At 49.9% G+C, this 24,476-nt stretch carries 21 protein-coding genes; 9 read left to right on the top strand and 12 right to left on the bottom strand.

Annotated features, from left to right (window positions below; translation table 11 throughout):
* Window positions 1-89: 89 nt before the first annotated feature.
* Window positions 90-839 carry a flavodoxin family protein gene (locus tag ACJJIQ_RS08270; RefSeq protein ID WP_444897263.1) on the bottom strand — a complete coding sequence of 250 codons (750 nt, stop codon included), beginning with the start codon at window positions 837-839 and terminating at the stop codon, window positions 90-92.
* Between the two features lie 208 nt (window positions 840-1,047).
* Here ACJJIQ_RS08270 and ACJJIQ_RS08265 point away from each other — a divergent pair, with 208 nt between their 5' ends.
* Entirely contained in the window at window positions 1,048-1,638 is a 591-nt protein-coding gene (locus tag ACJJIQ_RS08265; protein WP_445364296.1) for a hypothetical protein, read from the top strand.
* 237 nt (window positions 1,639-1,875) lie between these two features.
* Here the strand turns inward: ACJJIQ_RS08265 and ACJJIQ_RS08260 are convergent, their stop codons facing one another.
* Both ACJJIQ_RS08260 and ACJJIQ_RS08255 read right to left on the bottom strand, forming a co-directional pair.
* The gene (locus ACJJIQ_RS08260; protein WP_445364295.1) at window positions 1,876-2,610 is read right to left on the bottom strand and encodes a hypothetical protein; all 735 of its coding nucleotides are present in this window, start codon (window positions 2,608-2,610) and stop codon (window positions 1,876-1,878) included.
* A 381-nt stretch (window positions 2,611-2,991) separates the two neighbouring features.
* Window positions 2,992-4,002, bottom strand: coding sequence for a tyrosine-type recombinase/integrase (locus tag ACJJIQ_RS08255; protein WP_445364294.1), 1,011 nt, complete (start codon window positions 4,000-4,002; stop codon window positions 2,992-2,994).
* A gap of 192 nt (window positions 4,003-4,194) precedes the next feature.
* Between ACJJIQ_RS08255 and ACJJIQ_RS08250 the strand changes: the two genes are divergently transcribed.
* The 3 genes from ACJJIQ_RS08250 (at window position 4,195) to ACJJIQ_RS08240 (ending at window position 6,230) form a co-directional block, all read left to right on the top strand.
* Window positions 4,195-5,262: a DNA-binding protein gene (locus ACJJIQ_RS08250; RefSeq protein WP_445364293.1), complete on the top strand. Its 1,068-nt coding sequence runs from the start codon at window positions 4,195-4,197 to the stop codon at window positions 5,260-5,262.
* A 220-nt stretch (window positions 5,263-5,482) separates the two neighbouring features.
* Window positions 5,483-5,623 (top strand): hypothetical protein, encoded by a 141-nt coding sequence (locus tag ACJJIQ_RS08245; RefSeq protein ID WP_445364292.1) that lies wholly within the window; start codon window positions 5,483-5,485, stop codon window positions 5,621-5,623.
* 94 nt (window positions 5,624-5,717) lie between these two features.
* Complete coding sequence (locus tag ACJJIQ_RS08240; protein WP_445364291.1) at window positions 5,718-6,230, top strand: hypothetical protein; 513 nt, start codon at window positions 5,718-5,720, stop codon at window positions 6,228-6,230.
* 211 nt (window positions 6,231-6,441) lie between these two features.
* Here the strand turns inward: ACJJIQ_RS08240 and ltrA are convergent, their stop codons facing one another.
* Window positions 6,442-7,731 (bottom strand): group II intron reverse transcriptase/maturase, encoded by a 1,290-nt coding sequence (gene ltrA / locus ACJJIQ_RS08235; RefSeq protein WP_444925282.1) that lies wholly within the window; start codon window positions 7,729-7,731, stop codon window positions 6,442-6,444.
* Between the two features lie 497 nt (window positions 7,732-8,228).
* A complete protein-coding gene (locus tag ACJJIQ_RS08230; protein WP_445364290.1) occupies window positions 8,229-8,747 on the bottom strand; it encodes an Imm26 family immunity protein in 519 nt (172 codons plus the stop codon).
* Window positions 8,748-9,231: 484 nt separating this feature from the next.
* Here ACJJIQ_RS08230 and ACJJIQ_RS08225 point away from each other — a divergent pair, with 484 nt between their 5' ends.
* Window positions 9,232-10,926, top strand: coding sequence for a BCCT family transporter (locus ACJJIQ_RS08225; RefSeq protein ID WP_445364289.1), 1,695 nt, complete (start codon window positions 9,232-9,234; stop codon window positions 10,924-10,926).
* A gap of 201 nt (window positions 10,927-11,127) precedes the next feature.
* Window positions 11,128-12,732 (top strand): BCCT family transporter, encoded by a 1,605-nt coding sequence (locus ACJJIQ_RS08220; RefSeq protein WP_445364288.1) that lies wholly within the window; start codon window positions 11,128-11,130, stop codon window positions 12,730-12,732.
* Window positions 12,733-12,783: 51 nt separating this feature from the next.
* Here the strand turns inward: ACJJIQ_RS08220 and ACJJIQ_RS08215 are convergent, their stop codons facing one another.
* The 7 genes from ACJJIQ_RS08215 to ectA form a co-directional block, all read right to left on the bottom strand.
* Window positions 12,784-13,497, bottom strand: a complete 714-nt coding sequence (locus ACJJIQ_RS08215; RefSeq protein ID WP_445364287.1) for a TorF family putative porin — start codon at window positions 13,495-13,497, stop codon at window positions 12,784-12,786.
* A gap of 64 nt (window positions 13,498-13,561) precedes the next feature.
* The gene (locus ACJJIQ_RS08210; RefSeq protein ID WP_445364286.1) at window positions 13,562-14,779 is read right to left on the bottom strand and encodes a BCCT family transporter; all 1,218 of its coding nucleotides are present in this window, start codon (window positions 14,777-14,779) and stop codon (window positions 13,562-13,564) included.
* 123 nt (window positions 14,780-14,902) lie between these two features.
* Entirely contained in the window at window positions 14,903-16,576 is a 1,674-nt protein-coding gene (gene betA / locus ACJJIQ_RS08205) for a choline dehydrogenase (RefSeq protein ID WP_444913750.1), read from the bottom strand.
* A 12-nt stretch (window positions 16,577-16,588) separates the two neighbouring features.
* A complete protein-coding gene (gene betB / locus ACJJIQ_RS08200) occupies window positions 16,589-18,052 on the bottom strand; it encodes a betaine-aldehyde dehydrogenase (RefSeq protein WP_445364285.1) in 1,464 nt (487 codons plus the stop codon).
* A 477-nt stretch (window positions 18,053-18,529) separates the two neighbouring features.
* Entirely contained in the window at window positions 18,530-19,453 is a 924-nt protein-coding gene (locus ACJJIQ_RS08195; protein ID WP_445364284.1) for a TPR end-of-group domain-containing protein, read from the bottom strand.
* Window positions 19,438-20,868, bottom strand: coding sequence for an aspartate kinase (locus tag ACJJIQ_RS08190; protein ID WP_445364283.1), 1,431 nt, complete (start codon window positions 20,866-20,868; stop codon window positions 19,438-19,440). The genes ACJJIQ_RS08195 and ACJJIQ_RS08190 overlap by 16 nt, the downstream gene beginning before the upstream one ends.
* A 418-nt stretch (window positions 20,869-21,286) precedes the next feature.
* Window positions 21,287-21,784 carry a diaminobutyrate acetyltransferase gene (gene ectA / locus ACJJIQ_RS08185; protein WP_445364282.1) on the bottom strand — a complete coding sequence of 166 codons (498 nt, stop codon included), beginning with the start codon at window positions 21,782-21,784 and terminating at the stop codon, window positions 21,287-21,289.
* A gap of 433 nt (window positions 21,785-22,217) precedes the next feature.
* Here ectA and ACJJIQ_RS08180 point away from each other — a divergent pair, with 433 nt between their 5' ends.
* The 3 genes from ACJJIQ_RS08180 to ACJJIQ_RS08170 all read left to right on the top strand — a co-directional run bounded on the left by ACJJIQ_RS08180 (window position 22,218) and on the right by ACJJIQ_RS08170 (window position 24,409).
* Window positions 22,218-22,769, top strand: a complete 552-nt coding sequence (locus tag ACJJIQ_RS08180) for a MarR family winged helix-turn-helix transcriptional regulator (RefSeq protein WP_445364281.1) — start codon at window positions 22,218-22,220, stop codon at window positions 22,767-22,769.
* Between the two features lie 155 nt (window positions 22,770-22,924).
* Window positions 22,925-23,989 (top strand): FAD-dependent oxidoreductase, encoded by a 1,065-nt coding sequence (locus ACJJIQ_RS08175; RefSeq protein WP_445364280.1) that lies wholly within the window; start codon window positions 22,925-22,927, stop codon window positions 23,987-23,989.
* Between the two features lie 210 nt (window positions 23,990-24,199).
* Window positions 24,200-24,409: a cold-shock protein gene (locus ACJJIQ_RS08170; protein WP_108733254.1), complete on the top strand. Its 210-nt coding sequence runs from the start codon at window positions 24,200-24,202 to the stop codon at window positions 24,407-24,409.
* Window positions 24,410-24,476 lie beyond the last annotated feature (67 nt).

The following is a 24,476-nucleotide window of genomic DNA, read 5'->3' as shown; positions in this document are numbered from 1 at the left end:
AATAGGATTTTGTAAATACGGATAGACTTAGCCAAACAGCAACAAATTTAGGCTGCTTAGCTCTATAAAGTTAAAAATGCAGGATGTTTCTATCGATAATCAGGGTTAGGAAAGTCGGGCTTACAGCCGGCATCCCAGGCAGAGCGTTGGTTGCCGTGGGCGGGAATGCCCCCAGCATCTTTTATCATTCGCGCCATATGCATCAGGTTCCAGGTCATAAAGGTGGTGTTGCGATTGGTAAAGTCGTTTTGTGGACCACCGGAACCGGGGTCAAGATACGAGGGGCCGGGGCCAGCTTCTCCCACCCATGCCGCATCTGCCTGGGGAGGGATAACATAGCCAAGGTGTTGCAGAGAGTAGAGAATATTCATGGCGCAGTGCTTTGCGCCATCTTCGTTGCCGGTGATAAGGCAACCTCCAACCCGGCCATAGTATGCGTACTGGCCTTTGGAGTTCAGGTCAGCTGAGTTCGCATAGAGCCTTTCTATAGTTTGGGTGCAGATAGAGGATTTCTCTCCCAACCAGATCGGCGTGGTAATAACCAGGATATCTGCGTCTTCAACCCGGCGATAGAGCAGTGGCCACTCATCAGTGTTCCAGCCATGCTCAGTCATATCCGGGTAAACACCAAAAGCGATATCGTGATCAACAGGGCGTAAAACCTCAACTGAGACTTTGTTGCGCTCCATGATTTCCCTGGATATGCGAATTAGACCGTCTGTATGGGAGAGTTCAGGCGTAGGCTTTAGAGTGCAGTTGAGGAATAGCGCCTTGAGGTCGGAGAAGTCCGACGCACTAGACTTGCAGTCTTCAATTTGCTTTTGATTTAACGTCGTCATTTTGGGCCTCCTTGCCACCACTTAGATAATAGCCTGAGTTCTAATCCCGTGATTTCAAAGAGGATCGTTTTGACTTATTCGCCCGAGGTCAACTTGAGGACTGTAGATCCTTAGAACTCGTTACTTTTGACGTGAATCAGCTTGCTCAGAGATTATCTAACCATAAAGCTGCACCTATATTTGACTGACAACCACCTTGGAAGTCTCCATGAAAATAAAAAATCACCTATTACTTTTGCTCGTATCAGGACTTATGACTCTTGTGAACATGCATGCCAATGCTCAGTCGGAAGCCAAAGATTCCCTGGAGGGGGTGTGGTGTGCGGTTGAAGGAGAGTCGTTTATTTTCTATGAGCACAGCCCGGACGCCTTTACTTTGGAGAAGGGGCAAATTTGCCGGACCTTTAAGGTTCTCAAGCAAACAGGTGTAGGCGGTGGTGGCCGTTATCTTGAGGTAACGAAGAAACCGAATGTTAAACACCAGCTGACTGCGGTTGAAGAGACGGTGAATAAGGCCACTATTGCCAAGGATATCGGTATCTTTGCCTACATGAAGAGTGGCAATAGAATCCAGTTGGTAGCTGTTGATGTTTCCGATGAGAGCGTTACAAATTTGACCTTAGATGGCAGTGGCACCATGCGCGGCTTTATTGAAGAGGTTACAGCTGATCATTCTGCCGGGCAGGGTCATGAAGCTCACGTTGGGGTTCTGTTCTTTCGGAGGTCATCCTCATCGATACCCGAGACCTTTGATCAGGATTGGGAATCAATTTTCAATGAAACCCATACCAAGCAGTAGGGATACAGGCATTAGATCATCCATCGTGATAGATCTCTCATGTACTGCTTGAGGCTCAAGTTTTTGTGAGTTCGACTCTGCCTAACAACCTGGCAACAATGATTGTACGGCACTCAATTTGACCATTACACAGGTAGAGGGGCAGTATCATGCGCTCTATTCAGGCTAAACTGACAGAAAATGTACTTTTGGCTACTCGCAATTCAAACAATCTGAGCAGGTTAAACTCTATTTTACTTAAACAGTTGATTTGGAGGTTTCTGGTGAGCTCATTTTTAATAAGAAAAACCCCATCAATAGAAAGTAAATTGCTGTAACAATGACATTGAGCAACCCTGAGACTAAGCTCAATACAGCAGGTAAATCAAAGAACCTGTTATATGGGAGGATCATCATAATAGGGATAAGCCATTTGGTATATTTTAACTCTACTTTGTAACAGGAGATTGCGAATAGACATACAAATATACCGTTAAAAGTCACCGTATTTACGAACGTATCCAATAATTCTTGAGCTACATAAATTCCGAAAGCTGACGTTTCTAATGAGATCGTCCTGATATCATCGCCTAGTGCCAAGGAGCTTGTATAATCATTAGCTATTGGTATAAGTGCTAATCCCAAGAGCTGGGCAATATTGATAATAGCTACGGAGACCAGGGTGAATGAAATCAATGCCGCTGAAGCAACTTTACTATTCTCCCAAAATAGGACTGCAATAAATACAAACGAAAGGGCATAACAGGTCCTTAATGCGAGTAAAATCAATTTCAGGATAATAAATTCATTTGGGGTTTGGCCAAGCGCGATCAAAAAATCGCCCATTTGAATTGTAGAGCTGGGCTTAAAGAACTGTATATTGTTTGGCAGTAAAATAATGAACCCAACAAACAATATGAACTGAATAAAAAATAGATAGCCTGAAACTTTCGCCAAGTCATTACTGTTGAACCTTAGTTTTTTTAGCTTCATCTATTTTTATTCCATAATCAGACAATTGATAGATCGATTAATATCAATCCTTACTAGCTTAGACAACGCTTGATATGTATATAATTGTAAATAAGTATTAAATAAGTGTTGGATAATGCTTGAGCTTGACTTTTCGCTTGTCCAGTTGAATCAATTAACCATGCATAGGGCCCCGTATCTTTTAATTTGCTTGCTTTTCAAGCCTCTTGGCACCGCCTTGGCGAGATATAAGAGCAGCCAATGGAATTTGAATCCAGTCTAGGTGGCGATGTAATATTCATGCCAAGAAGTAGAGGTTTGAGTATTTGCAACCTTCAAGTGCTTTAACTATTGCATTTATTTTAGGGTAAAGACCTATTGCTAATAGTGCATAAGTCATTACTAATCGATCAGTTCCGACATCTTCTTCATCAAGATAGCTGAGGCGTTGTCGGTAAACTGTTGCCCCTCCTCAATATATTCCCAGACAGTGGCATCACTCTTCCAGCCACCTTGCTTCTTGATCAGCTCAAAGCCAACTTTTTCTCGCGCAGCGGAAGTAGACAGGCCTCGGCGAAAGCTGTGGCTGCTGAGTTCAGCAACAAAGTCAAAACCGCAGGCTTGCCCGAGATTTTTCAGTAGATCGTTGATAGCTGTGGGGTTTAACTGTCGACTTTGCACCGTATCCCAGCGATTGACCGATCGAAATGCTGGTCCAGTTCTAATGCCACTAACGTCTAGCCAAGACTTAAGTGCTCGTGCGGGGCAGATTTCAGGGGTGCCGTAGGGAAGGGCGCGCATCATTCCCTGACCACTTTGATCCGTTTTTGATTTGGGGAGGCGAATGATCAAGCCTTCCTCCTCCCATATCAGGTCTTCAACCTGGATCGCTACTAACTCACTGCGCCGAAAGGCGCCAAAGAAACCTACCAGCACCAACGCCAAGTCACGGGCCTTCTTCTTGGAATCAGGCTGAGAGCGCAACTGTCGGGTGAAGGCTGCAATGTGTTCGAGGCTCAGCGCCTTGGCTTTTTGCTTGGGCTTTCCGTGGGTGCGGCGAATACCGCGTATGGTTTTCTGTACTAGCGGCTCAGCGACTGGGTTGGCAATGCCTTGATAAAGGTGCCACTGGCCTATAGCGGTTAAGTGCAAATCCAGGGTGCGCGGGTTCAATTGCTCGGCCCGACTCAATAAATAGCTAACCAGTGAATGGCTATCGGTGGGGAGTCGGCCTCCCCATTTCTCGAACTGGCGAATGGCAGACCGATAGGCTTTGCGAGTGCTGTCTGAAGTCGCTGCTCGCAGGTACTTCTGAATGTCACCCTCAGTCAGAAGTGCTCCAGCCCCGCTAGATGTACTACCGAGCGGGGATTGAGCTTGGATTTTGGTTGAAGCCACAGGCTGTTTTCTCATGAATTCTGCGTCACCCGGAAACCACTATTTGTACTGAGGGTACGTTAAATGGGGATTCCCTTACCTTTATAACCTTCGATAAGAATCATTATCGAAGGTTAGTCAGAGTAATTCAAGGATTTGTTTATTTTTATATATTATGTAATATTACGTATTACGTAATTTAGTACGAAATAATATGAGGAGCTGTTAATGGCGCGCACAGGGGTCACTTATCTGGATATTTTTGAGGCGGCAAAGGCCATAAAGGCCCGTGGGGAGGAGCCCACAGTCGATAAAGTGCGGACCCTGCTAGGAACGGGCAGTAAAAGCACTATCGCGCCACTGCTGAAACGCTGGAAGAGTGAAACTGCCAGCAATACGGATGTCAGTGGGCTACCTAAAGACTTGGTGGAGGCGCTGAAGGGGTTGCAACAGCGCATTCAAGGGGATGCAGACCAGCAGATTGAGCAGGTGCAGGAGGAATTCGGGACCCTGCAAACCGAGCTTAATAAGAATTTGGCCGAAGCGCAGGCAACCTCTGTCAAGCAGGCCGCCCTAATCCGGGAACTGGAACAAAAACTATCCTCTACTGAGTCCGAAAAGCGCAGGCTTAAAGTCGCTTTGGATGAAGGTCGATCAGACTTGGAAAAAAGTGAATACCAGCTCAAGGAGTCCTCAATCCGGGTTTCGGAACAGAAGGCAGCCATTGAGGAAATGAAGCAAGAAAATCGGGACATTCGCGAACATTTTGAGCACTTTCAGCAGCGGACTGCTACGGATCGCCAGCATGAGCGCGATCAATATGGCTCTTCCAGCGAGCAACTGAAAGGGCAGATAGCCTCACTTAACGAGCAATTGGCACTGGCCGTACGCAATTTGAGTGAGCTGGACTTGCTGTATAAGCAGGGACAGGCCCTGATTGTAGAGCTCAATCGTGAAAAGCAGGATCTGCGACAGCAGATCGGTGCTGCTCTCGCCGAAGCCAGCAACTTAAAGTGGCAAAGTGAAGAGCTAAAAGAAGTGGCTGAGACCAGGTCTGCTGAGATTTCTCAGCTTCAGGGTAATTTTGCTCAACTCCAAAACGATAGATCGGCAAAAGAGAGAGAGATTCAGCTCCAGCAGTTGTCATTGGTGAAATTGGAATCAGAGCTGGTTGCCGCAAGGGATCTGGCGGAGCGCTTATCAGATGAAAATCGCACAGTTCTACAAGAAAAAGCCATGCTCCAAGGGCAGTTTACTCAGCTGGAGAACTCGCTGAAGCAGAGGCGGGATCTATAACGTTGGCAGCGGGGTATAGGTCATGAATGTCGCAATCATCAAGCAGCCTTGGCGAGGCCTTAATGACAAGACCCCAGATTCCCACAACAACCGAGACACTTGCAGACTATTAAGGAGCCTCTGAATAACTCCGTGATGTCTCTGGCATGCAGAGTGGTTCACAATCAAGGCGCGGCTTCGCAGGAATGTCTAGGCCTTTCAAGAAGTCGCAACGCGGAGTGTGAATCGCTCTGCAAGCCCCGAAGGGCGGGCCTTGAAGGCCGCATCTGCTGCGTTGCAGCTCTTGCAAAGGGCTACGGCCATTCGCGGCGAGCTGCGCCTAACATCTGCAGCCTTCAAGACCCGCAGAGGTATTACGTAGTTATTCAGAGGCTCCTTAACTTTGACACGACTACTGGTATATCATTTGAGCCACACCAGGGGGAGAGAGGGGGGCTTAAGAATGAGACATATTGATGATTGTTAAACTTACCTGTCTGTTGATATCTATCATTGTATCTTTTTTTATATATCGGATGCGTCCTGGAGCCCTGGGTAAAGCCGTAGACCGCCAAAAGAGCATCGATTATTACTTCAATAAGTGGAATACTCGCATTTATTATTCGCCATCGGGCAATAGTTTCTCTCTGGGTAAAAGCCAACTGAAAGGCGTGGATATAAGTACCTTTCAGGTTCTGGCGATAAATAGAGCGAAGGATGCTCACCATAATTATTTTGAACATTATTGTCATTTCCAGGGTGTATTTTTCTATAGTCTCACCAGGAAAAATATTTATCGAATGTTTTGGTATGATCAGTTAAGCCTAAAGTGCCTTCCTCTTTTTATCTTTCGAACACTTGATCAGATCAAATTGATAGATACAAACACGATAAAAAATGGAAAAACCACTTACGAATTTGAACCGAAACTTGGTTGTTTCAAAAAGAAAATAGAGTGCGGGCAATCGGCCGAAAAAAATGCAATCTAGACAAATAGGGGGGGTATCGAACTAAATTAAAGGGGTGGACTTGATTATGCTTTCTTTTCAGGCGCCTAATGTCACTCAATTACCCCTCTAAAGTTTACCGGAGTAGTGGTAGGACAGCCGGTTACCCTAACTGCCCCCACGCAGATCCGGACGTGCGGAACTACCGCATCCGGCTCTTCAGTAATATATTCGCTCGTGTAAAGCACGAACCCTAATACCAGTCCACAAGTATACTGCGTTTGTATACTCGCGGTGGCTTTAGCCCAAAATATCCCAGCATTTCCTTTAGACCATTCCAGTTGTAACTCTTGCGCTGACTCCGCCGGTTGAGCCATTTGTGTATGCTGTGTAAAACATAGCTGTACAAACGGGACAAGCTTCGACTGTTGTCTGGTAGACCGAAGTAGTTCTGGAACCCCTGTAGCTTGCGCTTCAGTGTGGGCAGCCATTCTCTCAGACGCTCACTGCGCTTGGCTTTGATCCAGTGGTAGAGCGCTTCCATTGCGCCCTTCTGTTTCTGTGCGGCAGTCCGGCGCCTGAGCCTGGGGCGTTTGTTGACGTCCAAGCTCCAGTAGAACTCAAAACCCAGAAACTGGAACTGCCGTTTTCGGCCCGGATGGAAGCGGCTAAAGCGCTTCAGGTGCGTTTTCTCGGGGGCTAACTGCAGGCCAAACTTGTTCAGCCGTTGCGGTAGTACCCGGTAAAAGCGCTCTGCATCCGTTTTCAATTGGAAAGCCACTACATAATCATCGGCGTACCGGATTAGCATGGCTCTGCCACGCATACGCGGCTTAACTTTCTTCTCGAACCACAAATCCAGGACGTAGTGCAGATAGATGTTCGCCAGTACCGGACTGACCACACCTCCTTGCGGGGTGCCTGCTGCCGCTTTACTGAACTTACCATCTGGAGTTTGCACGCGTACTTTCAGCCACTGCTTAATCAGTGTCAGCAGGGCTTTGTCGTCGATACGAAGGGCTAGCATCCGCAGTAACCAGTCGTGATCCAGCTGATCAAAGAAGCCTTTAATATCGGCTTCAACGATGTAGCCGTAGCCTTTGAATTGCAGATTTAAGCCAAGACTGTGTACGGCTTGGTGGGCGCTTTTCCTGGGACGGTAACCGTAGCTGAAGGGCAGAAAATCCTGCTCCCAGATACTTTGCAGTAGCTGCGCTACGCTCTGCTGCACCAGTTTGTCTTCCACCGTAGGCAGCCCCAGTGGGCGCTGCTTGCCGTTGCCTTTGGGAATCAATACCCGCTTAATCGCCTGGGTGCGGTAGCGTTTGTCACACAGCCGTTGATGTAGGCATTGAATATTTTGCGGCAGTCTTTGCCGGTAAACTTCGGTAGTTACTCCGTCGATACCGGGGCGGGCCTGCTTATTGAGCTGGCCCCAGCTTTGATACAGCAGGTTGGAATTTAGCAGTCCGTATAAATTCTGAAACCTGTGTCTGGGGTGGCTCTGTGCTTTAAATGCGATGGCGTGCAAGGCGGTTGTCATAGTGTCTCCAGCCCTACTTTGTCCGGACTATGTTTCTGTTGCACACCGATATTACTGTCAGCCCCTTCGCCATGTAAGCGGCTTTCCCGCTCTCGGACTACTATGAGCTGATCCGACTTCCGAGTGGTCTTCGTTGGTTTCGCCATTAGGCTTAACGTCTCTACCTGCTCCTTCAGGAACCTGCTCGGATCTCTCAAGTTCTCAATACTTCTCTTTCTACATGCCACGGCTTAATAACCCCGCCGATCCGCAACAACCTTACCATTACGGTTGCATTGCCTGGACTTCGATGGCGTTACACATCTCGTCAATCGGAGCTCACTTTATTATCGGAGCGATACCAGCACTTCAGGATCACGATAATCCCTATGGCCTATAGAATTCTCTGTGTACGCTTCACATAGTTTGTTCACAGTTGAAAAAAAAAGATAATTATATTTTCTTTCCCTTCTGTTCCGCCCTACGCGCAACACTCGATACAGGTGGCTGGTTAGGCCTTACCCGACAGGGACTTCCACCCTGCAAGAAGCATCAAGCTTAGCTTGACGCACTAACGCTTCAATAATCTGCTCATGGCCGCGGGGAGAGTAACGGGGTAAGCCTTCCGCCTCTTTGTCGGAAATTGCTATATCATTGTCATTAAAGTCTACTTTCCTCTTTAGCCCCTCAACCCCATAAACAAAAAATACATTATCTATATCTTGGGGCTCAAAGTCTTTTATTCTGCCAATAATACGCCATTCTCCTTCGGACTTTCTGTCAAACAGGGAGTAGCTGTCAATAATAAGTGGCGCAAGGGCTCTGGTTGCGATATTCAGTTCATGCACTGTAATACTGGGTACCTTTTTCGCTAGATTAAATATTTCAACAATATGTCCAATAGAGCTATACCCTAAAATTCTACCGAACACAAACGTTGTTTCAGTACGCTGAAAACAAAAAATATCGCCCACTTTTATAAAACGCAGCAGGGTTCTTGGCTTTTTGTTCCATCCCCATAAATTTAGTTTGCTCATTTATACACCCCTCAACTGCAAATCTATTGGTCTCAAACGCAAGGATTACTATAAATTCAACGCTTACAAGTCAAAATTCCCATTTCTTGCAGATTTGGGCTGCAAGGGATAGCACATAGGTATCATCATTATGGCCCCCAGGGACTCACCCCTACATGGAATGTTGAGGGTGAAGAACTCATCACGAAGAGCTGAAGGTAACACTGCCCTGCAAGGTGCGCGCCCCCAGTATCGATGGTAGTGGCAGTGCAATGGAGAGCTGTGAGAGATAGTAACGACCTGATCATGACTACAACTCGATTGAAAAGCTATAGCAAGCTGCTATTATTGATCCTCAAATAAAAGTAAATCTAGAAGTAGTTATTCCTAGCTCCTTTCCTTATATAAGTGCTATTCAGTCATACCGCATATCAATCAGTTCTTTATATAAAGTCACCCTTGCTTTTATTTTGCCGCGGTTCACCAGGCATTTGGGAGGCAACTGTTGACCAGCCAATTTAAAGACATTATTGATAAGCCCACATTTTTCGGCTCGCTCGCGCTGCTGTTGGCAGTGACAGTGCCCTTGGTACTGTTCCCGGAAGTGGGAGCGGCCTGGGTTTTGGTTGCCAAGAGCTTTGTCACTGACAAGCTGGGCGTTTTCTATTTGGCCCTTGGGGTGGGGGCAATACTGTTTATGGTCTATATCGTGTTCAGTGATATCGGCCAGATCAAGCTGGGCACGCCTGAGGAGGACCCGGAATTTTCTACACTTTCCTGGGCTTCAATGCTGTTCTGTGCAGGGATCGGCGCATCGATTCTCTATTGGTCAATGATCGAGTGGATCTACTATTATCAGACTCCTCCTTTCCAGGTGGAAGGGGGCACGCCTGAGGCGGCTCGCTGGGCTGTAGCCTATGGCATATTTCATTGGGGGCCTTTGGCCTGGTCTATCTATCTGATTCCAGCTCTGCCCATTGCGTATTTCTATTATGTGCGTAATCACAGTGTACTGAAGATCAGTGAAGCTTTAATGCCGGTTTTGGGTGAACAGAGGGCCCAGGGGGGAATCGGCAAGTTGATTGATGTACTGTTCATTTTCGGCATGCTGGGTGGTGGGGCGACTACCTTGGGGATTGCCGCACCATTGATCACCCAGGGTGCCCACGAACTTATTGGCGTACCCACAGGCCTGAGTACTCAGGTTGTGGTGCTGATGATTTGTACAATGATTTTCGGCTATAGCGCTTTCGTGGGGTTAAAGAAAGGTATCCGTGCACTTTCCAATCTCAATATGTGGCTGTCGATCGTACTTCTTGCTTTTGTTTTTGTCGTTGGCCCCACTCTGTTTATGCTGAATACGGGGCTCGATGCCTTGGGTCGCGTATTGGATAACATCTTTCATATGGCGGCCTGGACCGAACCATTTTCCCAGTTCGAGCAGTTCCCTGATACCCACTTCCCGCAGGACTGGACCATTTTTTATTGGGCTTGGTGGTTGGTGTTTGCCCCTAGTGTCGGGTTGTTTATCGCGCGTATCTCCCGGGGTAGAACCATAAAAACCATGGTGGTTGGCTCGATTTTCTTCGGCACTCTTGGCTGCTTTCTTTTCTTTATGGTTCTCGGAAACTACGGTGTTTATCTGCAGTTTTCTGGCGAGCTGGATGTCGTTCAGGTGCTGAATGAGCAGGGCCCGACCGCTGCCATTTTTGCCACTCTGAAAACACTTCCTGCCAGCAAGCTGGTGATCCTGGTGTACACCGTGCTCGCTCTGATTTTTACCGCCACCACTTTCGATTCTATCTCTTATATTCTGGCTGCCGTTGTGCAGAAGGAAGTGGATGAGGAGCCGGCCCGCTGGAACCGCCTGTTCTGGGCCTTTGCTCTGTCAGTGATGCCGATTACGCTGCTATTTCTCGGTGGGCTGGATACCCTGCAGACCGCAAGTGTTATCGGTGGGGTTCCGCTTTTGATTGTCGCATTACTGCTGTGCATATCCATTGTGAAGGCCGCCCATTACGACCTGAGATACCAGCCCAGCTATGAGGAAAAGGAAATCTACATTGAAGAATTTCCCGAAGATGACCCCTGGACAGAAGAGGGGGATTGGGAAATTCCCACTCACTCTGAGCACGGCGTATCTCACGACGACAAGCCGCATATAGAGGGTGATCCCGGCAGTCATCCATCGCGACTGTAACTCTCTGCACATAACCCAGCGAGCCGGCACAATGTTGGCTCGCTGGATTTTCTCACAGGTAAGCCCGATGATTTAGGTCAAATGGCTTGCCTCTCTTGCGACATTTGGAGCAGCTCCTGCCTCCGGACCACTACACTTTTTCCTAGCGGTCTCCCTGCCTGATTCCCTGTATGCCTGCCTGGAGCCCGCAAGGAGGTACGGTTGGCAAAAGGCGCACTGGAGCTTATCGATTGGCCCACTTTCTCTGGGGCTCTCACCTTGTTGGTTCTTACGACATTACCCCTGGCGATATTCCCTGAGCTGGGTACTGTCTGGCTGCTGGCAGCAAAAGAGTTTGTCACTGAAACCCTTGGGGTCTTTTATCTTGCCCTGGGCCTCGGCGCCATGTTGTTTATGGGTTATATCGCTTTCGGTGAGATAGGCCAAATCAAACTGGGTCAGCAAAGGGAGAGGCCGGAATTTTCCACGCTATCTTGGGCCTCTATGCTTTTAAGTGCGGGAATCGGCGCATCCATTCTCTATTGGTCCATGGTTGAATGGATCTACTACTATCAGCAGCCACCATTTCATATTGAAGCCTCCACACCAGAAGCGGCGCGCTGGGCGGTGGCCTATGGCATGTTTCATTGGGGGCCCCTGGCCTGGGCTATTTACCTGATACCTGCATTGCCCATCGCTTACTTTTACTACGTGCGCGGACAAAAGGCCCTAAAGTTCAGCGTTGCCTTAACACCTGTGCTGGGAGAAAGGCACGCTCATGGCGGGATTGGGAAACTCGTTGATATTGCCTTTGTCTTCGGTATGTTGGGGGGGGCGGCAACACGCCTGGGCTTTGCTGCGCCTCTGATTGCCCAGGGTGCCCATGAGCTGCTGGGGATTCCTACCGGCTTCAAAACACAGGTTATTGTGCTGGTTATCTGTGCTTCGATCCTCGGCTACAGTGCCTTTGCCGGTCTCAAGCGCGGTATTGGCGGTCTTTCCAAGCTTTCACTTTGGTTATCCCTGAGCCTCCTTTTCTTTGTGCTTGTTGCGGGGCCAACCCTTTTTATGCTGAACAGTGGCCTGGATGCTTTAGGAAGAGTTCTGCAGCATTTTTTCCAAATGGCGACCTGGACTGAGTCATTTTCAGCATTCAAACAGTTTCCACAAACGGGGTTTCCGCAGAGTTGGACTATTTTCTACTGGGCTTGGTGGTTGGTGTTTGCACCGAGTGTCGGCTTATTTATTGCCCGTATTTCCCGTGGCAGGACGATAAAGTCAGTTGTCCTGGGCTCGATCTTTTTTGGTACCTTGGGTTGCCTGCTGTTTTTTATGGTGCTGGGAAACTACGGGGTATATCTACAATTTTCCGGAAAGCTGGATGTTGTTCAAGTGCTCAATCAGCAGGGTGCATCCAGTGCAATTTTCGCCATACTCACTACTTTGCCCGCAAGCAAATTAGTGATTCTGGTCTACACCGCCATTGCCCTGATTTTTACCGCCATCACTTTTGATTCCATCTCACATATTCTCGCTGCCGTCGTACAAAAAGAAGTGGTCGGAGAGCCTTTGCGTTGGAATAGGGTTTTTTGGGCGGCTGCCCTGGGTGTTATGCCAGTCACACTGATGTTTCTCGGAGGGCTGGAGGCTCTGCAAGCGGCGAGTATTCTCGCTGGAGTGCCTTTATTGGCCGTGGCAGTGTTGATGTGTATTTCCCTTGTGAAGATCGCTCGCGCTGATCTGCGCGAATTCGGTCTGCAGGATGACAAAGAAATTTGCCTGAACAGGCTGCCTGGAGATGGTTCTTGGGAAGAAAAAGAAACCTGAGGTGAGAAGGGAAAACCCGGGGCCAGCTTATGGCCCCGGAATACCTACCAGTTAGAGACTGAAGGTACGGGCAATAGAGAATACGATGCGCTCGTCTGCAGTATCACTGTCGAGGTTGGTATTCTCGGCAGCGACATTGAGGTCAAAACCGTTCAGGGAGGTCATGTATTCCACACGGTAGTGGTTGTATGACTTTTTGCCTTCCCAAGTCCAGTTGTCTTTATTGGCACTTGTAGAGCGGTCAGCACTGAAGCGAACGTTATGGCCCTCTGCAAATTCAAAGGTGTGGGCCAGCATCATAATGTAATGGCCGCCGCCTGCACCAAAGTAGTCCCAGCTATACCAGCCATTAACTTCTGACTCACCTAAAGAGGAGCTATAGCCCAGCTTTGCGTAGGCTTCCGGGTAGGCGTAGTCATCAGAGAGATCATCGTCGCCGTGATAAGTGTAATAGGCGATGCCGGTATCCAGGCTCACTTTTTCATTGAGCTGCAAAAATTTACCGGCATAGAAGTCCCACTCCAGGTTGGTGTCGTCATCGCCACCGAAGTCCACGTTGGAAGCCCAGGTGCCGATATACCAGCCGCTATCGAAACCGTAATCCAGACTCGCTTGCAGTGCGGGGTCGTTTTGGGTCTGGCTGACGCCGTTAAAGGTGTAGTCAGTAGTGAGGTTTACGGTGGAGGTCAGTTCCGCCTGAGCTTGCTGCGCAAGTACCAGCATGGATGCACAAGTCAGTGCAGAAAGTTTCAATATGGATTTCATTGTTCAATTACCACTTATTTATATTTTGTAGCCCCCACCCAATTGGATGGGGGAATTTCAACAGTTAGCTCGCCAGTTCGATCTTGGTGAAGTCGATCTGGTTCTCCTTGGGGGAAGAGTCGATAGCCGCTACGGCCTTGAAGCGCTTCACCAGGATGTAGCCGAGGCAGCAGAAGAAAATGCCAATCACCAAAGCACCGATCCACTGGATTTGCAGGAAGTCGAGCTTGAACAACAGGGTGAGCAGGCTCATCGCTGCCAGGTTCAGTACGAAGTATTTCCACTTACCCAGACGCGCAACGGTCATACCCAGGTTGTCGGTGTACAGGCGAATCAGGGAGTCCAGTGAGTTGATCACGAAAGTAACACCCACAATGATCATGGCCAGGTTATAGAAGCCAGTAGTATCCAGGCCCTGGCTGGAATAGTAGTAAAGCACGGTGAACCACAGTGCGATGGGGATGGATGGGAAAATCAGCATCGCCGCCAGCACTTGGTAAGTACGCAGACCGCCCACAAAGCGGGAGGTAAACTGGCCAATCATAATGCTCCACGCAAACCACCAGAACAGGTAGAACTCGTGGTAGTCATTCAGCGGCAGCACGAACTGGTGGATATTACCGAAGTAACCGCCGAGCAGCGCAAAGGTGGAAGCGAAGTCGCCAACGCTGCCATTTTCACCGGTAAAGGCACCGACCCACATTACCGCGATCAAGCCAATAAACATCCAGGTAGTCGCCAGACTGAGGAAGCGCACATAGCGCAGGCTGGTGGATGAGTAGACCGCAGCGGCGATCACGGCAAATACGATCAGGTAGAAGGTACCAACAATGGTTTCACCATCGCCAACCTGTGGCAGATACCAGGGCAAGTTGCTGAGCAGCAGGTAGGCGGTAAACGCGCAGGTACCGATAATCACCACGTTGTTGATCAGCTTTACCAGGCCGATCTCAAAGAATTTAACTTTGGGCTCGATAATGCAGAAGTAAAAACAGGTGAGGAAGTAGAAACCCCAGATCAGGAAGGCCCAAAAGCCAAACTCAATCGCGAGTGCGTTGGTGAAGCCATATTCTGGGTTTGCGGCTAGGTCTGCATAGCCACCGAACTCGGTGAGGGGGAACATGATCAGGCCTACATCGAGGCCGGAGGTGAAAAGGATCGCTATAAAAGTGAAGGTTTTGACCGGGGTCACCCCGACCATCTTCACATTTCCCCATTTAATCAGCGAGAAAATTATTGCCGTGAAGGTAAATAATAATCCCGCAGAAAGCCAAGCTGTCATGCTGAGTCTCCAGCTAGTTATTGGTATGCCGGCGCCCCTCAAGGGCGTTGCTGTGCGAGATTTGAGTATCCCCGTCGTGTTTGAAGGGGGCAGTCAAATCTCTGCCAGAGCGCCGACGAAAAATCAGCTAACTGAGCGCGCAGGGCGGCCAGGTCGCTGAGTGCTGGTAGCTTTGGTCGCTACCGGTGCCTCGGAGGGCGCCAATACTGGGCGCCCTAAAATCAGGTCAGCAGCCCGCTCCGCCACCATAATGGTGGGCGCATTCAGGTTGCCGTTGGGAATGGTCGGAAAGATGGAGGAATCTACAACTCTCAAGCCCTGCAATCCGTGTACACGGGTTTCCGGGTCTACCACTGCCATTGCATCAGTTCCCATCTTGCAGGAGCAGGATGGGTGGTATGCACTCTCGACGGATTCCCGTACGAAAGCGTCAATTTGTTCATCAGTCTGGATATCGGTGCCGGGCTGGATTTCATCGCCCCGGTACTCGTCGAAAGCCGGCTGATTGATAATCTCGCGAGTTAGTCGCACACAAGCACGGAAACCCTCAATATCCTCTTTCTCCTGTAAATAATTAAACAGGATGGAAGGGGATTGCTTGGGATCACTGCTCACCACTTTGACTCTGCCGCGACTCTTGGGCTTGTTGTGCCCGATATGCACCTGGAAGCCGTGGCCGTCGAAAGCTTCGCGGCCGTCATAGCGCATGGCTGCTGGCAGGAAGTGATATTGCAGGTCCGGCCACTCCACATTTTCTTTGGAGCGAATAAAACCGCATGACTCGAAATGGTTGGTGGCTCCGAGACCATCCTTCTTCAGTATCCAACGAGCGCCGATCAGGAATTTATTCCACGGATCGAGCTTGCCATTCAGGGAAATCGGTTGGTTGCAGCGGAACTGGAAATAGAACTCCAGGTGGTCCTGCAAGTTTTGGCCGACGCCGGGGAGTTCGTGTTGGAGTTCGATACCGGCTTCTGCCAGTGTGTCGGGATCTCCGATTCCGGAGAGCTGAAGAAGGTGAGGGGAGCCGATGGGACCTGCGCTGAGGATGACTTCCTGCCGCGCCTTGAATTCCAGGATCTTTCCCTTGCGTTCAAGTTTGATTCCGACTGCCCGTTTACCTTCCAGAATCACCTTATGCACAGTGGCGTGGGTCAATACCGTCAAATTGGGGCGCTGCATTGCCGGCTTCAGGTAAGCGTTGGCGGTAGACCAGCGCTTACCATCTTTTACCGTCATATGCATGGGGCCAAAGCCCTCTTGCTGCTCACCATTGTAATCTGCGGTGTAGTCGTAGCCAGCTTCTTTGCCAGCTTCGATAAAGGCTCCATAAAGGGGGTTGGCCATTTCATTGCCGTTATTGACCCCCAGTGGACCTTCGTCACCACGATAATCGTCACCGCCGAAAGCCCAGGTCTCAGAGCGTTTAAAGTAGGGCAGGCAGTGGGCGTAATCCCAGCCTTCGGCGCCGTGCTGTGCCCACTCATCAAAGTCTTTAGCGTGCCCGCGCACGTAAACCATCCCGTTAATCGAGGAGGAACCACCGAGTACCTTGCCCCTGGGGCAGTGCATACTGCGGTTATCCAAGTGGGGCTCCGGTTCAGTCGTAAACTGCCAGGCGTACTTCTCAGTATTCATGGGGATGGACAGCGCGGTGGGCATCTGGATAAAGATGCTGCGATCGCTACCTCCTGTCTCTACCAGGAGGACTTTTTTATCTTCCTGGGCAGACAGGCGGTTGGCCAGAACGCAACCGGCAGAGCCGGCGCCGACAATGATGTAGTCAAACTCACTCATACAGGGTACCGCTTAAAATGGACTTTCCAGTGGTGCCAGGCCCACATACACCGCTTTTAGCTGGGTATAGTGGTTCAGGGTCGCAAGTCCATTTTCGCGTCCGATTCCGGATAACTTGTATCCGCCCACCGGCATTTCTGCCGGGGAAGCACCGTAGGCATTGATCCAGCAGATACCCGCTTGCATCTGGTGGATCACACGGTGGGCGCGAGTGATATCACGGGTAAATACGCCGGCGGCTAAGCCCAATCGGGTATCGTTAGCGCGGCGGATCACTTCGTCTTCATCATCAAAGACCAGTACCGACATTACCGGGCCGAAGATCTCTTCGCGGCAGATGATCATATCGTCATGACAGTCGGTGAATACGGTGGGAGCAACGAAGTAACCGTTAGGTGAATTTTCTGGTGAAAGGGTGTGACCGCCGCAGAACAGGGTCGCGCCTTCCTCTTTACCCTTGCTGATGTAGTCCATTACCAGTTGCTGGTGCTTGGCAGAAATCAGGGCGCCGAAGTTGGTGTCCGGATTCATCGGATCACCGGCAATAATATTTTGCTCAACACGCTCTTTCAGACGAGCGAGGAACTGATCGTGGATGCTGCGGTGTACAAATACCCGGGTACCGTTGGTGCAGATTTCGCCCTGGGTGTAGAAGTTGCCCAGCATGGCAGCAGAAACGGCTTGCTCCAGGTCGGCATCATCAAAGATAACCAGCGGAGATTTGCCTCCCAGCTCCATGGTGACTTCTTTCAGATTGGAAGCCGCTGCGGCCATAACTTTCTTGCCGGTACCCACTTCGCCGGTAAAGGAAACCTTGGCGATATCCGGGTGGTTAGTCAGCCAGGCACCCACGGCGCCATCGCCCTGGATTACGTTGAAAACACCCGGGGGCATGCCTGCTTCAATAAAGATTTCAGCCAACTTCAAAGCACCTTTGGGGGTTTCTTCGGAAGGCTTGAAGATCATGGCGTTACCGCAGGCCAGGGCCGGGGCGGCTTTCCAGCAAGCGATTTGTAAGGGGTAGTTCCAGGCACCGATTCCGGCGCAGATGCCCAGGGGCTCGCGGCGAGTGTAGTAGAAGTCCTCACCGACTTGCTGCTGATTGCCTTCAATGCCTGCAGCCAGGCCGGCAAAGAATTCGATGGAGTCGGCCCCAGTCACCACGTCGACAACACTGGCTTCCTGCCAGGGCTTGCCGGTATCAGTCACTTCGATAGCTGCCAGTTCGTCGTTGCGCTCGCGCAACAGTGCTACTGCTTTCAGCAGGATGCGGCTGCGTTCTACCGGCATCATCGCAGACCACTGGGCAAAACCGCGCTTGGCACTCTCGATGGTTTCTGCGAGTACCTTTTCGTCGGCAACCTCAACCTGATAGCTGACCTCGTTGGTAGCTGGGTTATATACATCAAAGCACTCGCCGCTCTCATTCGACAGGTAGCGGCCGTCTACAAAATTCCGTTGTTTGTCCAGTGACATCTGTCTCTCCATACTGCTTTAACAGAGGGTCAGTCGGTTGTTCGTTGGCGATGGACTTGAAGGGCGCAATGGGCCGATCGTGAAGGTCCAGTCATCATAAAAAAGGGCCGGTCTGACGAAGACTTTTGTCCCTAATCGTCAGATTCCAGCCCGGTCTCGATAGTCGTTTATCGAGCGATATGACACAAAATGTAACATATTTTTAATTTGAACTCTAATTGTTAGCACTCAATGCAACAAAAGCGGCAGGTTCGTAGGGGATTTATTTCCCGGCGGATACAGCGTAAAACCGATTTCTAGAGGGGTAGATTAGGCTCGAATTGGGCCAAAAATCTCATTTGAACTCTATAAAAAGGACTGTTTAAAAATCATACAAAAGGTTGGACCTGCAAGTCATAAGACTATCCAGAGGGAGGGTGAAGGCAGGTCGTTAACCGGCTTGGGGATTTAATATGACCTGCTTGTAAGCGGCCTGTTTTATGAGCCTTTGCCACTGTTCTGAGGGAAGGGGGTATTTGCGATAACCTGGTCCAGATCCTTAAAGACTTTGCTCTCGGCTAAGGGTTGCAGAGCGCTATCGCTGAGGATTTCTTCTCGATAGCTTTCCCGCCGCTGAATTGCCTCAGCCAGATAGCGCAATGCTTCATCAAATTGCCCCATGGTGGTATGGGCACAGGCCAACTGATAAAAGGCGTGGCTGTTATCCGGGTCTATACCCAGGGCCTGATGGCAAAGGTTCGCGGCCCACTGGGGCTCATCGAGTTCCAACACCGCATCAGCCTTATAGGTAAGCGCCTCTACATCTTCGTGGCGAAGACGCAATATCTCATCATAGATCGCTATTTTGTTGGCAATAGAGGATTCCTGTTGTGCTCGTAACCAAAGGGACTGAACCTCCTGGGTTAGCTCGATTTCCTCGCGGTTTTCTTCGATATGTTGGGTTTTCTGCTGGAGCTGCTTTTCTATAACTTCCAGGCGCTTCTCGTACTCTTGGACCAGTTTGGATATTTCTTCATCGGCCAGGGAGTGCACGCGCTCCTTAATATCCTGGAAAGATCGCCAGCCCACCAATACCAGTATCGAAGTGGCTGCGGCTATCAGGTAAAAGAAGTAGGTCACGGTATCGGTGGCATAGGCCACTGCGCGGTCAACCGAATTGTGCTCCCGATCGACGATTTGCTGTATTAACTCCTGCTTGGCTTTAGCCTGATCAATACGCAATTGCTTGATTTCATCGAGCACATAGCGCTCGACAAAGGGGGTGTATAGGGGTTTCTGGAGGGTATCTACTTCGCTTTGCACACTTTCCTGGTCCTGCTTCTTTTCTCCTGCCTCCTGTGAAGCAGATATAACTGAAATAAATACCAGGAGCAGGGCACCCGCACTCAAGAGGCGAGGCATATTGCCGTCCCGTGATCATAAATTTCAACCAGGGCTTCATGCAGGGTTCGAACGGCTGTGTCATAGTCCGGCTCATTAACAATAAACTGCATATCCACATGGCGCAGAGACTGATGCATAGCCAGCACTTGAATGTTGTTAGTGGACATCGACTGCACTGCCTTGGCAAGTACGCCGGGGATTTGCATATCACTACCGATGGCGGAGACGATCGCAACCTTGCGTTGATTCAATTCTGCCTCGGGAAAGCGCTCCTCTAATGCCGACTGAATCCGTTTGATAGTTTTCAAATTGGTGGAAAGAAAGTGAGTAAGGGTGTTGGCATTGGTATCTTTGGAAATAATGTGGGCCTTAAAACGCTTGATAACCAGTAGCACCTCGCGATCATAGTCGTGAATGGTTCCAGCCATATCCTGATCAAATAACTCCAGGGCATAGACACCTTTGCAGCCCGCAATGATCTCCACCCTTGGGGAGTCGCTCACATAATCACCCGTGATCAGGGTGCCGGCGTGTTCGGGTTCAAAGGTGTTTTTTACTCTCAGGGGAATATTCTGTTGGCGCAGCCCCTTGGCCGCTTTTGGATGAATTGCTTCCACGCCGAGGTTGGCTAACTGATCTGCAACATCGTAATTGGTTCGGCCGATCGGTACCGCGTTTTCCTTTCCCACCAAGTGGGGATCAGCGCTGCTCAGGTGAAACTCTTTGTGAATTACCGCTTCCTTTGCACCGGTAAGGACCGCGAGGCGGCTGAAAGTCATTTCACTATAGCCGCGATCAAATGAAGTCAGCAGCCCTTTGTCGCTGTGGGCATAACCGGTCACGACGGGAAGCTGCTTGCTTAAGTCGATATTGGAGAAGGCATCGCGAATGCGCTCATCCAAAGGGATGTGCCTATTGGTTCGCCAGCCGGTGAGGTCAACAAAGCAGGCATTAACACCATCCCGCTGGAGTAATTTTGCGGTATTCCATGCGCTGTGGGCCTCGCCCAGGCTGGCTAACATTTCCCTTACGGTGGCCAAGTGGGCATCGAGGGAAAAATGGCCGTGCTGGCAGAGACTTTGCAGATCTCGCAAACACTTATTGGCGCTCTCCAGTCGCTCATCCAGAAATGCGTTGGCTTCAGCAAGGAGATCTCCTCGCTCAAACAGGCGGCTATTGATTTGCAGTAGCGCTTCACGAAGCTCGGCGAATTTAGTCAGCCAGCTATCATCTTCAATGCTGCTGGAAAAGAGGGCATAAATACCCGGCTGACCACTCTTTTTTTGCTCGAGAAGTAGATCGGTGATACCCCCGTAGGCGGAGACTACAAAAACACGGTTGTAGAGCCCCTTGGAGCTACCTTTAATAATGTTATCCCTGACTGACTCGTAGTCCGTCATGGAGGTGCCGCCAATCTTTTCTATCGTATGCATCGTCTCTAACAGATCCTTTCTCTTGCTTGAAAAAAGAGTGGGAGAATCAAATTAAATTCAGGCCGGGAGATCGAGGTCGATTACTTGCTGCGAGAGAAACCGGGCAGTGGCTAATCACAAAACCGTCCCGGCATCCCTGTATCGAGTGGGGGTGCATAGCTTCCGCGTCGGGATTTGAAAGTGCGACTGCAATTGAGAATCGGGGTGGAGAGTCTCTGGCATTGGGGGCTGTCTGGTCATCGATACTTCTAACTTACGACCTGCGTAGTCGATCTATCTGAGTGAAAATAAGGAGCCGTGCAGAGGTGCCTTAAGTCTAGCAGGTCCTCAACTTTTGCCAGGGTTTTACCGTCGTTAGATCTGGGTTACTCAGGTCCTTCGCCCAGGAGGCTTCTCCCTCCCCATGAAGAATTATTGTTTATTGGGCTATGGGCCCGATACGAACAAGGGTTTTAGAGGGGTGCACCCCATCGAAATGTTCCAGTGAATCCATCCAGGGCGAAGAGTGAAGGTCGGCAACTAATTTTTCTGCGGTGCTATGGAAAAGTGCCCAGCTGGGTAGGTTGTGCTCGGTTATTGTGGTTTCAATAAACTTCACCGACTTGCAATGGGGGCGTCCAATAATGTTGCTGAGCATTTGAGAGGCAAGCCCCAGGTTTCGGGATTGTTCAGCCACCGCAACTTGCCAAATGAACAATGTGTCTGGGCGGTCGGGGATTATGTATCCAGAGGTAAATCCCAAAGTCTCTCCACCAGCTTCTGCAATTACCGAGGTGTTGGCAAAGTGGCCGCATTGGAGCAGGCTGCAATAGTTGGAATCTGTATCCAGAGGTGGGCAGTTGGCAATTAATCGATGGGCTGCAATACCGTCTTCAAGGGATGGGATTCGCAATGAAATACTCTCTGAACTAGACAAAAAACCTCCGTAACCGGCAACCAATTATTTTAGCTCTAAACACTCTAACGATTAAAAAAAGCTCACTGCGGTGAAAATTAACCCAAATTAAGTGATTTTGTACCGGTTTTATTGTGAATTTGCATTGAGGGCTAAGCATCGTACAGCAGTAAAGTGTAAAGTCCAGCCTACGCTTTATGCATAATACAGCCTAATTTTTGGTGACTTATTGGGATAGCTCACCTATTGAAGCCATAAAATATTCCTTTGAGATCGAAAGTAAAGCTTTGGGATTAATTTGAAACTGCTTTTGAGGGGGTATTCAGTGGGGGTTACTTGAACAGCCTGCGCTTTCGCGGCGTACTCTGCCTTTAAATTTAGAAGGGCTTAGCGATTAAAGTCTCCAGCGATATAATCGACACAGTCACCCAGATTTCGAGATTAAGAGGTAGCTTTGAACAGTATCGAACAAGTGCTAGTGGCCTTGCGGCGAGTAATAAGAGCCACAGATTTGCACTCCAGGCATCTGGCAAAAACCACCGGTCTAACCGCCCCCCAGGTGCTATTGCTACAAGCTATTCGCAACAAGGGTGAAGTGACGATCGGTGAACTGGCCAACGAGGTCAGTCTGAGCCAGGCAACCGTGACCAATATTCTTGACCGCCTGGAGAAGAGAGGTTTGGTTTATCGTCAGCGTTCCCAGGCGGATAAGCGCAAAGTGCATGCATATCTTACTGAAGAGGCCGCTGAGACTTTGCGCGATGCCCCCATACCGCTCCAGGACCAGTTTGCTCGTCAGTTTGGCGATCTGAAAGACTGGGAGCAGAGCATGATTATTGCTTCACTACAGCGCGTGGCTCAAATGATGGATGCTCAACATATCGATGCTTCCCCAGTACTGGATATCGGTGTTCTGGATCGCCAGGGAGCTTCGATGGATAAGCCCGCAGCGGCCCTGGGCTACAGTGACATTCCCGACTCCTCCGACAGAGATAAAAGTATTTAAGTAGGGATACCACAGAAGAGGGGCTGAGCACATTTAGAGTGCATAACACCCCTCTATAGCGGTAGAAATTTGTCTAAGCTTGCAGCACAAGCTCCCTGTAGCGATCGAGGCATTCTGTGTCGACCGGTTGAGCTTTCAGGCTACAAGTTGTATCGATGGACATCCTGGTAATTGGTGCCGGTCCGACCGGATTGACTGCTGCAGTCGCCCTCACGTCTTTGGGGCTGAGGTGCCGTATTGTTGAGCGCAAAGATAGCCCTTCCGAACTCTCCCGCGCTGTTGGCATTATGCCAGCCACCATTGATGCCCTTCGGGAGCTGGGAGCCGCAGATCCCTTTCTTGCAGAGGCGATGCCTCTGAGGAAAATGCACATATTGCGCGATGAGAGAACCCTGGTTTATATCGACAACAGCGGAAATGAGTTTCGCGATAGGGTGCCTCTCGGGTTGCCGCAAAACCGGACCGAGGGAATCCTCAGGGATACTCTTGCCGAGAGGGGCGTCGAAGTTGAGTACGGGGTCTCAGTCACAAACATCACAACCACCCCAGAGAAGGCGGCCGTTAATTTCTCAGACAATACCAGCGCCTCTTTTGACTGGGTAATTGCCGCAGACGGTATACAGTCCGCCGTGCGACAGCAGCTGAAAATACAGTACCCGGGTATTGATCTGCCCAATAAGTGGTCAATTGCGGATGTGGATTTGAGAGGAAACTTCGATCCGGAAGAGATTGCCCTGGACCTGTACGGCGGGGAAGGTGAGTTCACCTTGGTACTCCCTATCGAACAGCGCCGCGCTCGCATCGCATCATCAACCGAAGATGCCCTGGCAACCCTCAGGCTGCCGATAGAAATCGCCAACATCCGAAGGACAGCAGCCTTCAAAATCTCCATCCGACAGGCAGAAACTTACCGAAAGCACCGGGTGTTATTGGCTGGAGACGCAGCCCACTGCCACTCTCCAGTGGGAGGAAAGGGGATGAATCTGGGTATGGCCGACGCCATAGCTGCAGCATCTGCTATCGCTAACGGTGCGGTCGATAGCTACTCTACCTCCCGGCATGAGGCAGGGGAGTCCGTGGTTAAGAAAACAGAACTGGCGAGAAAGCTGATCTCCTCGAGCAATCCTTTGGCAAAATCGGCATTGTGGCTATCTGCACACTGCATCGCCTCAGTGCCTCCGGTTCATCGCGCCTTTATGCGGCAGTGGACGGCGGTCTGAGTACCAATGTCGAGGGTGAGTTTAGGCAAAAGTGGACATAGGTGACAGGCTAGTGCTACTATTCGTCCGCCGGTTTAAAAGCCATTTTTTATTGCAGTTTACCTCGTAGTTTTAGTCATAATCCTTCGTTCGGTCTCGTTTAAAATAATACTTTTTGCCCGCACAACTCCATTCAATTGGAGCGCAATTGTTCAATCAAGGATATCTATTATGTCTAATACAGTTACTGGTACCGTTAAGTGGTTTGACGAAGGGAAAGGTTTTGGCTTCATCGCCCAGGAATCCGGTCCCGACGTTTTTGCTCACTTCAGCGCAATTTCCGGTGGCGGTTTTAAAACCTTGGCCGAAGGCCAGAAGGTAGAGTTTACCGTGACTCAGGGCGCTAAAGGCCCACAAGCAGAAAACATTGTCTGCCTGTAAACTTTAGGCTTCGCCCCCAATAAGGGGCGAGACCGCTATACCTCCCCGGCAAGATATTTGCTGGGGA

The organism is Microbulbifer maximicatervae (SeqCode), from assembly GCF_052468295.1.
The sequence above is the reverse complement of the archived record's forward strand: the minus strand, read 5'-3'. Positions and strand labels throughout refer to the sequence as shown.

What these genes read in the sequence shown, in the direction of transcription:
- betA (WP_444913750.1), bottom strand. Translation starts at nt 16,576, where the DNA reads ATGAGTGAGTTTGACTACATCATTGTCGGCGCCGGCTCTGCCGGTTGC.
- ACJJIQ_RS08195 (WP_445364284.1), bottom strand. Translation starts at nt 19,453, where the DNA reads ATGCCTCGCCTCTTGAGTGCGGGTGCCCTGCTCCTGGTATTTATTTCA.
- ACJJIQ_RS08255 (WP_445364294.1), bottom strand. Translation starts at nt 4,002, where the DNA reads ATGAGAAAACAGCCTGTGGCTTCAACCAAAATCCAAGCTCAATCCCCG.
- ACJJIQ_RS08190 (WP_445364283.1), bottom strand. Translation starts at nt 20,868, where the DNA reads ATGCATACGATAGAAAAGATTGGCGGCACCTCCATGACGGACTACGAG.
- betB (WP_445364285.1), bottom strand. Translation starts at nt 18,052, where the DNA reads ATGTCACTGGACAAACAACGGAATTTTGTAGACGGCCGCTACCTGTCG.
- ACJJIQ_RS08260 (WP_445364295.1), bottom strand. Translation starts at nt 2,610, where the DNA reads ATGAAGCTAAAAAAACTAAGGTTCAACAGTAATGACTTGGCGAAAGTT.
- ACJJIQ_RS08230 (WP_445364290.1), bottom strand. Translation starts at nt 8,747, where the DNA reads ATGAGCAAACTAAATTTATGGGGATGGAACAAAAAGCCAAGAACCCTG.
- ACJJIQ_RS08215 (WP_445364287.1), bottom strand. Translation starts at nt 13,497, where the DNA reads ATGAAATCCATATTGAAACTTTCTGCACTGACTTGTGCATCCATGCTG.
- ACJJIQ_RS08240 (WP_445364291.1), top strand. Translation starts at nt 5,718, where the DNA reads ATGATTGTTAAACTTACCTGTCTGTTGATATCTATCATTGTATCTTTT.
- ACJJIQ_RS08175 (WP_445364280.1), top strand. Translation starts at nt 22,925, where the DNA reads ATGGACATCCTGGTAATTGGTGCCGGTCCGACCGGATTGACTGCTGCA.
- ACJJIQ_RS08170 (WP_108733254.1), top strand. Translation starts at nt 24,200, where the DNA reads ATGTCTAATACAGTTACTGGTACCGTTAAGTGGTTTGACGAAGGGAAA.
- ACJJIQ_RS08210 (WP_445364286.1), bottom strand. Translation starts at nt 14,779, where the DNA reads ATGACAGCTTGGCTTTCTGCGGGATTATTATTTACCTTCACGGCAATA.
- ACJJIQ_RS08265 (WP_445364296.1), top strand. Translation starts at nt 1,048, where the DNA reads ATGAAAATAAAAAATCACCTATTACTTTTGCTCGTATCAGGACTTATG.
- ltrA (WP_444925282.1), bottom strand. Translation starts at nt 7,731, where the DNA reads ATGACAACCGCCTTGCACGCCATCGCATTTAAAGCACAGAGCCACCCC.
- ACJJIQ_RS08270 (WP_444897263.1), bottom strand. Translation starts at nt 839, where the DNA reads ATGACGACGTTAAATCAAAAGCAAATTGAAGACTGCAAGTCTAGTGCG.
- ACJJIQ_RS08250 (WP_445364293.1), top strand. Translation starts at nt 4,195, where the DNA reads ATGGCGCGCACAGGGGTCACTTATCTGGATATTTTTGAGGCGGCAAAG.